Raw genomic sequence first — 13945 nt, 5'->3', positions numbered from 1 at the left:
GGAGGACTCATATGACGCAGGCGATAACGGACTCCAAACAGGCCTCCGCCGCGCTGGCGGAGCTGTTCGGCACCCACAAGCGCGTGGTCTTCTTTGGCGGCGCGGGCGTTTCCACGGCGAGTGGCATCCCCGATTTCCGCAGCGTGGACGGCCTATATCACCAACAGTTTGCCTATCCGCCCGAGACCATGCTCTCGCATAGCTTTTACGAGGTGCACCCGGCCGAGTTCTTCGACTTCTACCGCACCAAGATGATCGCGCTTGGCGCCAAGCCCAACCGCTGCCACACCAAGCTGGCCGAGCTGGAGCGCGCCGGCAAGCTCGACGCCGTGGTGACGCAAAACATCGACGGCCTGCATCAGATGGCCGGCTCACAGCGCGTGTTTGAGTTGCACGGATCGGTCCATCGCAACATTTGCCAGTCGTGCGGCGCGGTCTATAGCGCCGAGTGGATTTGCTCGCGCGAGCACGAGGATGCCGCGGGCGTGCCCGCGTGCCCCGCGTGCGGCGGCCGCATCAAGCCCGATGTAGTGCTCTACGAAGAGCCGCTCGACGAGCATGTGTTGACCGGTGCCGTTGCCGCCATCGCCGCGGCCGATGCCCTCATTGTAGGCGGGACCTCGCTCGTGGTGTATCCGGCGGCGGGCCTTACGCGTTACTTTACCGGCGATACGCTGGCCATATGCAACCTTGCTCCCACCGATCAGGATGCAAATGCCGACCTGCTGATTTCTTGCGACATCGCGGCCGCGTTTGCGTTCTAGCCCGCGCGCGCGGATACAATAGAAAGACTGATTGCAAAGCGACCCCGCCGCCAGCTCCCCAAGCTCGGCGGCGTGGGCATTTTAGGAGGATGTTCATGGCGAACGACAGCAAGACATGGCGGTGCGGAAAGTACGAGCTCAGCTTTGACCGTCCGCGCATCATGGGCGTCCTCAACGTGACGCCCGATTCGTTTAGCGATGGCGGGGAGCACTTCGACCCGGATGCCGCCATCGAGTACGGCCTGGCGATGCTCGACGCCGGCGCCGACATCATCGACGTGGGCGGCGAGTCCACGCGCCCCGGCTTTACCCCGGTCAACCCCGACGAGGAGGCTCGCCGCGTGCTGCCCGTGGTGCGCGCGCTGGCCAAGGAGGGCGCCATCGTCTCGATCGACACGCGTCATGTGGCGGTTGCCAAGGCGGCCGTGCGCTGCGGCGCCTCGATCGTCAACGACGTGACCGGCTTCACCGATCCCAAGATGGTCGAGTTTGTTAAGACGAGCACCTGCGGCATCATCGTGATGCATGCCGGCGAGGTCGCCGCGCCCACCCGCACGCACGCAACGGTGCAGCTCGATACCTCGGCAGCGGCGTTTGTTGCCGAGAAGGCGCGCGAGGCGGCTGCCGAGGCCGCGCGTGAGGCCGAGAAGCCGGCTCGCCGCCGTCGCGGCAAGTTGCTGGGTGAGCCTAAGTCGGAGGCCAAGCTTCCGGGCGGCGTGGTGCAGCCCTCGTTGCCGTTTGGCGAACCGGAGCCCACGTCCGAGCCTGCAAGCGAGCAGGAGACGCCGGCCGCCGAGCAGGCTGCTGCCGCCGAGACCGTCGCGCTCGCGCCCGAGGCCGCGCCCGCAGCCACCGAGGCCGCATCGGAGCCCAATGACCGCCTGGCCACCATGATGCGCCGCAGCGCCCGCCGCGAGGAAGCCTACGTGCCCACCTCGCAGCTCCGCCGCTTCACCCTGCCCGATTCGGCGCCCATCATGCGCCGCGTTATGGGCTTTCTGTCCGACCAGGCCCGCACGCTCATCCATGCCGGCGTGTCGCGCGACCGCATCTGCATCGATCCTGGCCCGGGCTTTGGTAAGTCGGCTAACGAGGACATCGTCATCCAGCGCGAGACTGCCAAGATGGCGTCACTGGGCTATCCGCTCATGTGCGCCGTGTCGCGCAAGCGCTTTGTGGGTGCCGTCTCGGGCGTGACCGAGGCCGCCGAGCGCGATGCCGCTACGTTTGGCGTGTGCCTGGGCGCCATCCAGGCCGGTGCCAACATCGTGCGCGTGCACGACGCCGCGGGTTTTGCGCAGTTCCTGAACGGCTACTGGGCGGTTGCCAAGCCGCAGCCGCGCCGCGCGTTTGTGGCCGTGGGCTCCAACCTGGGGCATCGCTGCGACAACATTCGCGCCGCACGCGAGATGATCGCCGAGATTCCACTCACCTGCGTGTCCAACTCCTCCAAGATTTACGAGAGCGAGCCGGCCTACGAGACGCGCCAGGACGCGTTTGCCAACGCCGTCATCGAGATCAAGACCGAGCTGGCGCCGTTGGTGCTGCTCGACGAGCTCATGAAGATCGAGGCCGAGCTGGGACGCGACCGCTCCAAGAAGGCCAAGGTCAACGGCCCGCGCACCATCGACCTGGACCTGCTGTGGATGGATGGCGAGACCCACGGCGGCAAAAAGCTGCGCCTGCCGCATCCTCTCATTGGCGAGCGCGACTTTGTGCTGGTGCCGCTCGAGGACCTGATGCACGACCCGGCGCGGTTCTTCCGCTACAACGGTGTCGAGGTCAAGGAGCCCGAGGACCGCGTGGGCCATATCGTTGGCGAATTGGGGCGTATGTAGATGATCGAGATGAATGCTGTTGCCGCCGGCACCGAGCTCGACGCGGCGCGTAACGCGGGCCGCGAGGGCGTGTCCGCGGGCTGGTGCGCGTGGAGCGCGGGCGATGCTTCGCTGACGTTTTCGCTGGTCGTGCGTCCGGATGTGAATATGCACGCCTTCCACGGCCTGCCGTTTGTGGCCGCGATGGGCATGATGGATGCGCTTGTGGGCACAGTGTCGACGCCGGGCCTGGGCCTTGCCGGCAAGGTGGGTATCCGGTGGCCGAGCGATATCGTGTGCGGTGCGCCTGCGTTTGAGACGTCGCTCGCGCGTGTTGCCGTGAACGGCGGTGCCGGTGCCGCGGGCATGTTCGGTGCCGTGACGGTGGATATTGAGCGTTCGGCGTTGAGCGAGCTTGGTGTGGACGTGGCTGACGAAGCGCTGGTCGAGGCGCTGGCCGCCGCCGTGCTGGCCCGCGTGGACGCCTGGGCGGTTGTTGCCAACACGCCGCAAGGCGCCGCAGGGCCGTTGGCCCCCGTGTTGGGCGAGTACTTCGATATGGTGCCGCTGCTCGGTCGCCAAGTTGCGGCGGTGTCGCCCAACGGCTTGCCGCTTGCGGTCGGTGTGTTTGCGGGCCTGGACATCTGGGGTCGCGCGACCATCAAGACCGATGCCGGCGAGCAGGAGTTTCCGCCCGAGGCTGTACGAATTCGCGGACTGTAACGCGTAGCGCCCGCGCCCAAAGATAACGACGACAACAAGACCCTCCTCGGCCTGTGCCGGGGAGGGTCTCGCCTATCTGGGGAACGGGGTTGCCAGCGCTCTATTCCTCAAAAATGAAAAATTTTCGTTTTTGAGGAATGGGCTTGGCGAACGTTTGCGGGGACTGTGGCATCGGGCGTGCTTGACTTAAGCCCCTGCTCTATCCCAGCTCCTGCATGCGGCGGTAGATTTCGCAGATACCCTTGATGGTGAGCTGTCCGTCGACCACGTCGAAGGCATCGGTCGAATCGGCGACGATGCTGGCGAGACCGCCTGTGGCGATAACCGTGGCGTCCTCACGACCCAGCTCGCGCTTCATGCGCGCGACCAGGCCCTCGGCCATGGCGGCGGCGCCCACCACGGCGCCGACCTTGATGCATTCCTCGGTGTCGCGGCCGATGGCGTGCTCGGGTGCCTCGAGCGGCACGCTGGCGAGCTTGGCGGCACGGGCGGCAAGCGCGTCCATGGAGATGCGGATGCCCGGCGCGATCGCTCCGCCAATGTAATAACCGTCCTCATCGATGACGTCGATATTGGTCGCGGTGCCAAAGTCCACCACGATTGCCGGCGCGCCGTAGAAAGTCTCGGCCGCAACGGCGTTGGCGACGCGATCGGCACCTACGGCCTGGGGGCGCGCCGCGTGCAGCTTGGTCACCGCGGCCGTCTGCGGCCCGATGACGATGGCGTCCGCGGCAATGCGGTCGGCCACGGCGTGCCATTCGCGCGAGAGCTGCGGCACCACGCCCGCAAAGGCGATCGCGTCGACCGCGTCGAGCGAAAGGCCGTACATTTTAAAGAAACCCATCAGGCGCACATGGATCTCGTCGGCGGTATAAGAGCGGTCGGTGGGCATGCGCCACGACTGCACCAGCTCGTCTCCGTCAAACAGGCCCATGGCCGTCTGCGTGTTTCCCATATCGATAGCGAGCAGCATGTCTACTCCCAGTGTTGGCATAAAAGGACGCGCACCATTGTATACGTGCCGTCGACGGCGCTCGGCTGCGATTCGTTTACGGTGATAGGGGCTGAGGGGTTTAAATATGAAGGAATTATGCTCTACGAGATTTTCCTTGCCGTTTACCGAACTCCCGCGTAATATTCTTTCTTGCGCACATGAGGTGCCCAGACATTGCGGGGTGGAGCAGTCTGGTAGCTCGCCGGGCTCATAACCCGGAGGTCGTAGGTTCAAATCCTGCCCCCGCGACCAAGAACTTGCAGCTCGTCGGCCTAGCCGGCGAGCTTTTTTGTTATTTCGGGACCGTGTTTTCGGTCCAATTCTCGGCCTCTCAAACAAAATCTCGATCTGTAACATCTAGACCCGATTTGGGCGGCTAGGTGTTACAGATCGAGATATACCGGTGGGTTGGGTCGTGTTTGTCTAAATCTGTAACACGAGGAACGGATTTTGCCGAGTTGTTGTTATAGATTGAGCTTTTCTAGCAGGCGGGTTTGGTTTGTCTCGATCTGTAACAGGTTGGGGTCAAAAGTAGGTCTAGATGTTACAGATCTAGATTGTTGAGGATGGGTTGAGAGGAATATCTTGATTTGTAACAGCAAGACCCGGTTTTGCCGAGTGGTTGTTACAGATTGAGACAAACCGACGGGCCGCCCCGCCCCATCCACCTGCCGCCACCTGATATTCGCCGATTTCCGTTGTGCCGCTGTGCCCCCATGCCATATCCTCTAGACAACTACGCGGCATCATCGCCGCCGCGCCTACAAGAGAGGAATGTCCATGACCGCACCTGCATCCAAGCTGCTCCAGCCCATTACGGTTGGTCCCCTTGAGCTCAAGAACCGCATTATGTTTCCGCCGCTGACCACCGGCTACGAGGAGCGCGACGGTTCCATCGGCGAGCGCAGCCTGGCTTTTTACGAGCGCTTGGCCCGTGGCGGCGTGAGCTACATCGTCATCGGCGACGTCGCTCCCGTCATGACCGCAAGCCCCACGCCCAAGCTGGCAACCGACGCCCAGATCCCCACGTTTAAGGCGCTGGCCGATGCCGTCCACAAGCACGGCGCCAAGGTCGCGCTGCAGCTGTTCCACCCCGAGTACGATGTGCCCGGTGTCGGCCGCATGGTCATGGGTTCCATGGCCGCCGCCAAGGCCGCGCAGGAGGCCAAGGCCGCCGGCGACGAGGAGACCTTTGCCGCCAAGATGGCCGAGTCCAACGAGATCCGCAACCAGGCCTACGCCAAGCTGCATCACGACATGCAGCACTTTGTGAACGAGGCGAGCGTAGAGCAGCTCACCCAGATCAAGGAGGCCATCGCTGCCTCGGCCGCTCGCGCGCAGCAGGCCGGCATCGACGCCATCGAGGTCCACGGCGACCGCTTGGTGGGTTCGCTGTGCTCGGCCATCCTCAACCAGCGCACCGACGAGTACGGTGGTTCGTTCGAGAACCGCGTTCGCTATGCGCTGGAGGTCGTCGCTGCCATTAAGGAAGCCGCGCCGCAGCTGATGGTGGAGTACAAGCTCCCCGTGATCATGGAGAACCCCGACGGCACGCCGCGCGGCAAGGGCGGCCTGCTACCCGACGAGGCCTGCGAGTTCGCCAAGCTGCTCGAGGGCGCGGGCATCGACATGATCCAGGTCGCACAGGCCAACCACACCGGCAACATGGGCGACACCATTCCGCCCATGGGCGCCATGCCCTACAACTGGACGCTGCCCGTGGCCGAGCGCGTCAAGGCCCTGGTCTCCGTGCCGGTGGCAACCGTGGGCCGTGTTGTCTCGGTCGAGGCCGGCGAGAAGATCCTGGAGGATGGCTCGGCCGACATCATCGCCTATGGCCGTTCGCTCATGTGCGACCCCGACATTGCGCTGAAGGCCGCCACGGGCGAGCCCATTCGCGAGTGCCTCAACTGCAACAAGGGCTGCGTCGACGCGATTCAAAACCGCAAGTACATCTCGTGCGTGCTCAACGCCGAGAACGGCGACGAGGCGACCATCGCCATCAAGCCGGGCGAGGGCGACAAGAAGATCGCCGTGGTGGGCGGCGGCATCGCCGGCCTGGAGGCCGCGCGCGTGGCGGCCAAGCGCGGCTACGACGTGACCGTCTACGAGGCGAGCGATCATCTGGGCGGCCAGATTGTGCTGGCGGCTGCGCCTCCGCGCAAGGACGAGATTATGCGCTCGGTCGAGTACTACGAGAAGATTCTGCCTAGCCTGGGCGTGAAGGTTGAGCTCAGTCATGCCGCTACCGCTGAGGACCTCAACGCCGCCGACGCTGCGATTGTGGCCGTAGGCGCACACGACGTGGTCATCCCCGTTCCGGGTGCCGATTCGGAGAAGGTCGTCTCGAGCTGGGACGTACTGGCCGGCAAGGTGGAGCTCAGCGGTCGCGTCGCCGTCATTGGCGGTGGCCTGGTGGGCACCGAGACTGCCGAGTATCTGCTGCAGCACGGCTGCGAGGTGGCGATCGTCGAGATGCTCGACAAGATTGCCGCGGGCGAGTCCGAGACCATTCTGCCGCTGATTATGAGCGACTTTGCAGAGCACAACGTGGAGCAGCACGTGAAGACCCGTCTAACCGCCATTACCGACGAGGGCGTGGAGGCTATTCGTACTGCCGAAGACGGCACCGAGGAGCCGGTGAAGATCGCCTGCGATTACGTGGTGATGGCCGTGGGCTCCAAGGCCAACGCGTTTGACCTGGACGGCGTGACGGTGCCCGTGACCTGTGTGGGCGACTGCTCGGGCGAGCGCACCGCCGACATCGCGAGTGCCATTCGCACGGCATATCACGCGGCCAACGAGCTGTAGTTAACTTCGCGGCCAGGCGGGGCGGTAGCACGGATCTGCCTCGCCCGACTGCGTCCCATGGGGTGTCAACCGGGGCGGGGTCTGCGGCGCAGCAGGTCCCGCCCTTTTTGTTTGCTCCGGTGGATGGCAATGCGCGGTAATCATGAGGAGTGAGGACATCTACTACCTTGCAGGCCGCTCAAAATTATTGGTGGAGGGGTTAATAATTATATCCTCTATACCAAAAGACATAAAGAGATGCCAATTTTGGTGACAAGCGAATGACGATTAGCTGCGAGTCGGCTACCAGCGTAAATAATCGATAAAGAAATGTCGTAAATTGGTGCCAAATGCCCAGATAACGCCGCGTCTATTTTAATTAACTGTTTTGAGCAAACAGCAAAATGCTACTATCTAACATGCACGTAAGAAAGCAGATTAACGGTTAAGGCTAAGAAGTGGCAGGTATGTCGGAAGCAACTAGGACTCGTACGCATGCGCCCGAGGTTAGGCAGCGCGCCGTCGAGGTCCTCCAAGAGGGGGTCGGTCATCGTGCCCTCGCCGCGGAGCTCGGCATTCCCCAGGCCACGGCTCGTCAGTGGGCCCGCGCGTATGCCGTGGGCGGTGCCGATGCCGTGCTCAATGCGGGCACTCGCCATCACACATATTCGTACGACGTAAAGCTCGCCGTGGTTAAGGACCGTCTGGAAAACGGCCTGACGGTTCGCGAGGCTATGATCAAGCACAAGATTCCCAGTGAGTCTTCGGTCAAGGCCTGGTGCCGCCTGTACCGCGATGGCGGCGAGGCCGCGCTGGTCGATAAGCCGCGGGGTCGCAAGCCGCGCGTTAAAAAGGCGGAATAGCGAACGGGATGGTGCGCCCACAGGGGCGCATTTTTCTTGCCGCGCCAACTTTTCGGACCGCCGCGAGCCTATCGGGACATCCTTCAACGTGGCCAATAAACCGCGGGCGGTGGCCCGCGTGCCCGTCGCTGCGGCAAGGGAACGTCACTCCTCTGCTCCAAAGCGGACAGACTCCTTGCCCTGTACGCCTAAAACTCCCCAGTTGACCGAAAACCTGCCGCCGCTACTCCTCAATTGAGCTATAACGTTAAACAATTGCAGCGTTTTTGCATGGGGGAGTGATGGTATGACGCTACTGTATTTCCTTACCCTGTTTCCGCTGGTACCGGCGCTGGGCATGCTGGTCGCGCGCGGTGACCGCGCCCGCGATGCGGTGGGGCTCATAGGTTCCGGCATTATTATGGCGGTGACAGCTGTAGTCGCCGTCATGTTTTTTGGCACGGGCCCGCAGAGCTTTGAGGTTGCCCCCGGCACCTCGCATGTGCTCTCGATCATCAGCTCCGCCATCGATGTCATCCTGTGCGCCGTCATCCTGTACAACGCGTACAAATATAGGAACGCGCTCACCACGGTGCTCGGCATAGCCCAGCTGGTGGGCTCGCTCGCCTTTGCGGTCATGACGCTGCCCGCGGCCGAGGTCGTCACCGCCACGCCGCTCTACCTGGACTACATGAGCGTGATCATGGTCCTCGCCGTCGGCATCGTCGGCAGCCTAATCTGCGTGTATGCCTTGGGCTACATGAAGGACTTCCAGGCCCACGATGAGCACGAGGCAGCGCTGCGCGGGCAGACCGCGCCCGACCGTCGCCCGCAGTTCCCGGCGCTTATGTTCCTGTTCCTCTCGGCCATGTTCGTCATCGTGACGAGCGACAACCTTGAGTGGCTGTTCTGCGGCTGGGAAATCACCACCGTGTGCTCGTTCCTCATGATTGGCTACACGCGCACGCCCGAGGCCGTCAAGAACGCCTTCACCCAGATCATCCTCAACATGCTGGGCGGTATCGCGTTTTTGGCCGGACTCATGTATCTGCACGTTAACGGCATGCCGCTGACCATCTCGGGCATGATCGAGCTTTCCGGCGCCGGAACCGCGCAATCCGCGCTGCTGGTGATGCCGGTCATCCTGCTGTCGCTCGCCGCGCTCACCAAGGCCGCGCAGATGCCGTTCCACACGTGGCTGTTGGGCGCCATGGTTGCCCCCACGCCCACGAGCGCCCTGCTGCACTCGTCAACCATGGTTAAAGCCGGCGTGTTCCTGATGGTCAAGCTGAGCCCGCTCTATGCCATCTATCCCGTGACTGGCTTTATGGTCACGAGTGTGGGTGCCATCACGTTTTTGCTCGCTGCCCTCATGGCCATCTCGCAGAGCAACGCCAAACGTGTGCTCGCGTACTCCACCATTTCCAACTTGGGCCTCATCAGTGCCTGCCTGGGTGTCGGCGCGCCCGAGGCCGTGTGGGCCGCCATCTTCCTGATCTTGTTCCATACCGTGGCCAAGTCGCTGCTATTCCTGTGTGTGGGCACCGCCGAGCATCATATCGGCAGCCGCAATATCGAGGACATGGACGGTATGTTCAGCCGCATGCCGCACCTGACGCGTCTGATGATGCTGGGCATCATGGGTATGTTTGTGGCGCCGTTTGGCATGCTCGTGTCCAAGTGGGGCGCCTTGGTGGCGTTTGCGCAGACCGGCAACGTGCTCATGATCATGGTGCTGGCCTTCGGCTCGGCCGCGACGTTCTTCTTCTGGGGCAAGTGGCTTGCCAAGCTTTCGGGCGTCGATCCCACGGCTCAAAACGTTGAGGTCAATGTCCATAAGACCGAATGGATGGCGCTCAACACCATCGCCGCGCTACTGATTCTGTGCTGCGTGGCGTTCCCGGTTATCTCGAGCGGCCTGGTGTCGCCTTACTTGGCCATGGTGTTTGGCCGCGTGCCGTATGTTATTGGCAAGGACGCTATGTATCTGATGGTGGTTATCGTGGCGTTTATCGCCGTGGTGCTGCTGACGTCGTTCCGCGTGAGCAATAAGCCGCACGTCAACGTGTACCTTTCGGGCGTGGGAACCGACAAATATCGCCATTTCCGCGGCTCGATGGGACACGAGGTGAAGGCCGAAAAGCGCAATTGGTACTCGGAGGACGCCCTTGGCGAGAAGCGTATTGGCCCCGCGGGTAGCGTCGTGTGCTGCAGCATTATCGTGTTTGCGCTGCTGTGTTGCGCGTGGATTGGGCCCGATCGACTTGCCATGAGTGCGCCCTCGGTGCTGCGCGGCAAGTATTTCGAAGGCTCGGGCGTCGTGGGCATCTTTATTGGCACCGTGGCGTTTGCCTTGCTGGCGCCGCTTGTGGGCGGCCTGATCGACGGCGTTGACCGTAAGCTTTCGGCTCGCATGCAGGGCCGCGTGGGCCCGCGCTTGCTGCAGCCCTTCTACGACGTTGCCAAGCTGCTGCGCAAGGCGCCCGCCAGCGTGAATACCATGGATGATACCTACATGGCGTGCGCGCTCATCTTTACCGTCGTGGGCGGCGGCATCTTTGTGTCGGGCTCCAATACGCTGCTGTGCGCTTTTATGGTGACGCTCGCCGCGATCTTTGTGGTGCTGGCGTCCGCCTCGACGCAAAGCCCGTTTGCCCAGGTCGGCGCCGACCGCGAGCTGCTGCAGGTCATGAGTTACGAGCCCGCCGTTCTGCTGATGAGCGTGGGCCTGTACCTTGCCACCGGCAGCTTCGATTCCATCGCCGTGACGGGGCAGTCGGCCCCCATCATCGTGTACAGCGCGCCCATTTTCCTCGCGCTACTCGCGGTGCTTACCATCAAGCTGCGCAAGTCGCCGTTTGACCTTTCGTACTCGCATCACGCGCATCAGGAGATCGTCCAGGGCGTCGCCACCGAGATGAGCGGCGGCACGCTGGCCAAGATGACCCTTATGCACTGGTGCGAGACCGTGTTGTTTTTGATGTGGGTGGGCATGTTCTTTGTTTGGGACAACCCGGTGAGCTGGGTCGTCGCCCTGGTCGTGATGGCTGCGACGTACTTTGTCGAGGTGCTGATCGACAACACCTTCGCACGCAGCACCTGGCGCAGCTGCTTTAAGCTCGGCTGGGGCGTGGCGCTGGTGTTTGGCCTGCTCAACCTTATGCCCATCCTCGTCGACGTGTTTATTTAGGAGGCGGCATCCATGGATCATAAAATGTCGCGCTCGCCGTGGGTTATTCATTACGACGGCTCGAGCTGCAACGGATGCGATATCGAGGTGCTGGCCTCGCTCACGCCACTGTTTGATGCGGAGCGCTTTGGCGTGGTCAACACCGGCAACCCCAAGCATGCGGACATCTTTTTGGTGACGGGGTCGGTCAATGCCCAGAACCTGCCCGTCGTGCGCCAGATCTACAACCAGATGCTCGAGCCCAAGTGCGTGGTGGCATGCGGTATCTGCGCGTGCTCGGGCGGCGTGTTCCGCGATGCCTACAACGTGATCGGCGGCGTGGACCGCGCGATTCCCGTGGACGTGTACGCGCCCGGGTGCGCCATTCGTCCCGAGACGGTGATCGATGCCATTGTGGAGGCGTGCGGCATCCTGGACCAGAAGGAGGCCGTGATGCGTGCCGGCGGTGACCCGCTCACCGTGGGCGGCGCCGCTACCTGGGACGGTGGCGTTGAGCTGGGCGAGGACGGGTTTGTGGCTGCGGGGGCCGGGGCTGACGGTGCCGGTGACGGTGACGAGGCCAACGTGTCCACCAGGTCCGCCGCACCCGCCGCTGGCGACGCACCTGCTGAGACGCCCGCCGCTGCAAAGGAGGCCGAGTAATGCAAAAGGCTATCTATACCACTGTCGGGATCGACGAGCTCCTGCCGCATGTCCAGGCGCTCAAGGGCGTCGGCGCGCGCTTTGTGCAAATGCATGCCGAGCGCTGTGTGGACGACGGATCGTATCGCCTGGTCTATACGTTTATCAACGTTCGCGCTGCTCAGGAGCAGATCGCGCGGGACGGAAACTATGCGATTGAGAACCTGGCAGTCGAGGGCATCGACCAGTACCAGGAGATTCCGTCCATCAGCTCGTATTATCCGGCGGTGTTCCCGTTTGAAAATGAGGCGCACGACCTGTTTGGTCTTGCCATTACCGACATGCAGATCGACTTTAAGGGCTTTTTCTACCAGGTTTCGACTGCCGAGCCCATGAGCGTTATCACGCCCGAGGTGAAGGCCGCGCGCGAGAAGGCCATGAAGGTCCGTGCCGCCGCCGAGGCCAAGGCGCGCAAGGCCGCGGCCGAGAAGGCCGCTGCTGCCGCGGCCGCTGCAGGGGAGGGCGCTGCAGGTGCTGCTGTCGCTCAGCCCGCTACGGCTGCCGGTTCCGATGCTCAGCACGATGAGGCTGCTGCCAAGGCGGCGCTCAAAGCCGCCGAGCTGGAAGCAAAGCTCGCCGCCATGGATCCCGAGAAAGCGGCCAAGGTCCGCGCGGCGCTTGCCGCAAAGGCCGCCCGCGACAAGCAGAAAAAGGAGGCGTAAGGTCCATGGCACATCGCTCCGTTATTCCGTTTGGCCCGCAGCACCCGGTGCTGCCCGAGCCGCTTCATCTGGACCTGGTGATCGAGGACGACCACGTTCTCGAGGCAATTCCGCAGATCGGCTTTGTGCACCGCGGACTCGAGAAGCTCACCGAAAAGCGCGACATGCACCAGTTTGGCTACATCGCCGAGCGCATCTGCGGCATCTGCGCCGTGGGCCACAGCTACGGCTATGCCAGCGCCTGCGAGCGCATGCTCGACATCGAGGTGCCCGGCCGCGTGCAGTATATCCGCACCATTTTGCATGAGCTTTCGCGCATTCACTCGCACCTGCTGTGGCTGGGCCTGCTCGCCGATGCCTTTGGCTTCGAGGCGCTGTTCTATCGTTCGTGGACCCTGCGCGAGCAGATTCTCAAGATCTTCGAGAGCACCTGCGGCGGCCGCGTGATCCTTTCGATTAACGAGATCGGCGGCCTTAAACACGACATCGAGGACTCCGAGCTGGCGGGTATTGTCCAGACGCTCGACGCCATGCGCCCCGATTACGAGGCTCTGGTGCATACGTTTTTGGACGACAATAGCTGCGGCGAGCGCCTGCATGGCGTGGGCGTGATCAGCAAGAAGGACGCGCTGGAGCTTTCGATGGTCGGCCCGTTTGGGCGCGCCTCGGGCGTGGATTACGACGTGCGCATGTTCGGCGACGGTGCCTATGCGGATCTGGCCGCGTTTGAGCCCATCGTTGCCACCGACGGCGACTGCTATGCCCGCTGCCAGGTGCGTTGTGCCGAGGTCACGCAGGCCATGGACATCATTAAGGAGCTTGTCAGCAAGATTCCGCACGACGGTATCGGCGGGCGCACCAAGCTTACGCCGGCTGACGGCGCGCGCGGCGAGGTCGTGATTGAGCAGCCGCGCGGCGAAGCGTATTACTATGTGCGCGGCAACGGCACCAAGAACCTGGACCGCTTCCGTGTGCGCACGCCGACGTCGCAAAACCTTGCGGGCCTGACGCATGCGCTGCAGGGTGTGCTCATTGCCAACGTCCCTATGATTATCCTGACCATCGACCCCTGCATTAGCTGCACGGAAAGGTAGGCGTGGCATGAGTTTACTGACATTTGCCAAGACGGCCTTGGGTTCTATGGTCAAGCAGCCGGTCACGGTGTGCTATCCGCAGGAAAAGCTTGCATCGCCCGAGCGCCTGCGCGGGCATATCGTTAACGACATGGATGTATGCATCTGTTGCGGCATGTGCGCACGTCGCTGTCCGGCGGGTGCGCTCGCGGTCGATCGCAAGGACGGCACCTGGTCGATCGACCCGTACGCCTGCGTGGTGTGCGGCGAGTGCATCGAAAGCTGCCCCAAGCACTGCCTGAGTATGGACACCGCCCGCACCCCAGTCGCGGTGGATAAGACTCCCACGGTAGAAACCAAGCCGGAATAGCGCTGGAATAGGGGCCGGCGGGGCAAAAATGCCCAGATC

Annotated in this window: 11 protein-coding genes and 1 tRNA gene; 11 read left to right on the top strand and 1 reads right to left on the bottom strand. The window is 62.9% G+C overall.

The window, feature by feature from the left end; translation table 11 throughout:
- The first annotated feature begins 11 nt into the window (after positions 1-11).
- The 3 genes from I2D57_RS04730 (at position 12) to I2D57_RS04720 (ending at position 3304) form a co-directional block, all read left to right on the top strand.
- On the top strand, positions 12-764 hold the full coding sequence (locus I2D57_RS04730; RefSeq protein WP_195361661.1) for an NAD-dependent protein deacylase: 753 nt from the start codon (positions 12-14) through the stop codon (positions 762-764).
- Between the two features lie 95 nt (positions 765-859).
- On the top strand, positions 860-2602 hold the full coding sequence (folP, locus tag I2D57_RS04725) for a dihydropteroate synthase (protein WP_195361660.1): 1743 nt from the start codon (positions 860-862) through the stop codon (positions 2600-2602).
- Positions 2603-3304 (top strand): hypothetical protein, encoded by a 702-nt coding sequence (locus I2D57_RS04720; protein ID WP_195361659.1) that lies wholly within the window; start codon positions 2603-2605, stop codon positions 3302-3304. It begins immediately after the preceding gene.
- Between the two features lie 199 nt (positions 3305-3503).
- Here I2D57_RS04720 and I2D57_RS04715 read toward each other — a convergent pair whose 3' ends face one another.
- Complete coding sequence (locus I2D57_RS04715) at positions 3504-4277, bottom strand: type III pantothenate kinase (protein ID WP_195361658.1); 774 nt, start codon at positions 4275-4277, stop codon at positions 3504-3506.
- A 196-nt stretch (positions 4278-4473) separates the two neighbouring features.
- On the opposite strand from I2D57_RS04715, the gene I2D57_RS04710 reads away from it, so the two are divergent.
- The 8 genes from I2D57_RS04710 to I2D57_RS04675 all read left to right on the top strand — a co-directional run bounded on the left by I2D57_RS04710 (position 4474) and on the right by I2D57_RS04675 (position 13906).
- A tRNA-Met gene (locus I2D57_RS04710) sits at positions 4474-4550 on the top strand.
- 528 nt (positions 4551-5078) lie between these two features.
- Positions 5079-7109 (top strand): bilirubin reductase, long form, encoded by a 2031-nt coding sequence (gene bilR, locus I2D57_RS04705; RefSeq protein ID WP_229055631.1) that lies wholly within the window; start codon positions 5079-5081, stop codon positions 7107-7109.
- Between the two features lie 446 nt (positions 7110-7555).
- On the top strand, positions 7556-7951 hold the full coding sequence (locus tag I2D57_RS04700) for a helix-turn-helix domain-containing protein (protein WP_195361656.1): 396 nt from the start codon (positions 7556-7558) through the stop codon (positions 7949-7951).
- 286 nt (positions 7952-8237) lie between these two features.
- Positions 8238-11120 (top strand): proton-conducting transporter transmembrane domain-containing protein, encoded by a 2883-nt coding sequence (locus tag I2D57_RS04695; protein ID WP_195361655.1) that lies wholly within the window; start codon positions 8238-8240, stop codon positions 11118-11120.
- Between the two features lie 12 nt (positions 11121-11132).
- A complete protein-coding gene (locus I2D57_RS04690; protein ID WP_195361654.1) occupies positions 11133-11762 on the top strand; it encodes an NADH-quinone oxidoreductase subunit B family protein in 630 nt (209 codons plus the stop codon).
- On the top strand, positions 11762-12463 hold the full coding sequence (locus tag I2D57_RS04685; protein ID WP_195361653.1) for an NADH-quinone oxidoreductase subunit C: 702 nt from the start codon (positions 11762-11764) through the stop codon (positions 12461-12463). Before I2D57_RS04690 ends, I2D57_RS04685 begins: the two co-directional genes overlap by 1 nt.
- A 5-nt stretch (positions 12464-12468) precedes the next feature.
- Positions 12469-13557, top strand: coding sequence for a hydrogenase large subunit (locus I2D57_RS04680; RefSeq protein WP_195361652.1), 1089 nt, complete (start codon positions 12469-12471; stop codon positions 13555-13557).
- A 7-nt stretch (positions 13558-13564) separates the two neighbouring features.
- The gene (locus I2D57_RS04675) at positions 13565-13906 is read left to right on the top strand and encodes a 4Fe-4S dicluster domain-containing protein (protein WP_195361651.1); all 342 of its coding nucleotides are present in this window, start codon (positions 13565-13567) and stop codon (positions 13904-13906) included.
- Positions 13907-13945: the final 39 nt, after the last annotated feature.

Source organism: Collinsella aerofaciens (assembly GCF_015553355.1).
Lineage (GTDB): Bacteria > Actinomycetota > Coriobacteriia > Coriobacteriales > Coriobacteriaceae > Collinsella > Collinsella aerofaciens_V.
The sequence above is the reverse complement of the archived record's forward strand: the minus strand, read 5'-3'. Positions and strand labels throughout refer to the sequence as shown.

Bases quoted from the DNA above. Each gene is read 5' to 3' on its own strand.
- folP (WP_195361660.1), top strand. From the start codon at position 860: ATGGCGAACGACAGCAAGACATGGCGGTGCGGAAAGTACGAGCTCAGC.
- I2D57_RS04685 (WP_195361653.1), top strand. From the start codon at position 11,762: ATGCAAAAGGCTATCTATACCACTGTCGGGATCGACGAGCTCCTGCCG.
- I2D57_RS04730 (WP_195361661.1), top strand. From the start codon at position 12: ATGACGCAGGCGATAACGGACTCCAAACAGGCCTCCGCCGCGCTGGCG.
- I2D57_RS04680 (WP_195361652.1), top strand. From the start codon at position 12,469: ATGGCACATCGCTCCGTTATTCCGTTTGGCCCGCAGCACCCGGTGCTG.
- I2D57_RS04700 (WP_195361656.1), top strand. From the start codon at position 7,556: ATGTCGGAAGCAACTAGGACTCGTACGCATGCGCCCGAGGTTAGGCAG.
- I2D57_RS04720 (WP_195361659.1), top strand. From the start codon at position 2,603: ATGATCGAGATGAATGCTGTTGCCGCCGGCACCGAGCTCGACGCGGCG.
- bilR (WP_229055631.1), top strand. From the start codon at position 5,079: ATGACCGCACCTGCATCCAAGCTGCTCCAGCCCATTACGGTTGGTCCC.
- I2D57_RS04675 (WP_195361651.1), top strand. From the start codon at position 13,565: ATGAGTTTACTGACATTTGCCAAGACGGCCTTGGGTTCTATGGTCAAG.
- I2D57_RS04695 (WP_195361655.1), top strand. From the start codon at position 8,238: ATGACGCTACTGTATTTCCTTACCCTGTTTCCGCTGGTACCGGCGCTG.
- I2D57_RS04690 (WP_195361654.1), top strand. From the start codon at position 11,133: ATGGATCATAAAATGTCGCGCTCGCCGTGGGTTATTCATTACGACGGC.
- I2D57_RS04715 (WP_195361658.1), bottom strand. From the start codon at position 4,277: ATGCTGCTCGCTATCGATATGGGAAACACGCAGACGGCCATGGGCCTG.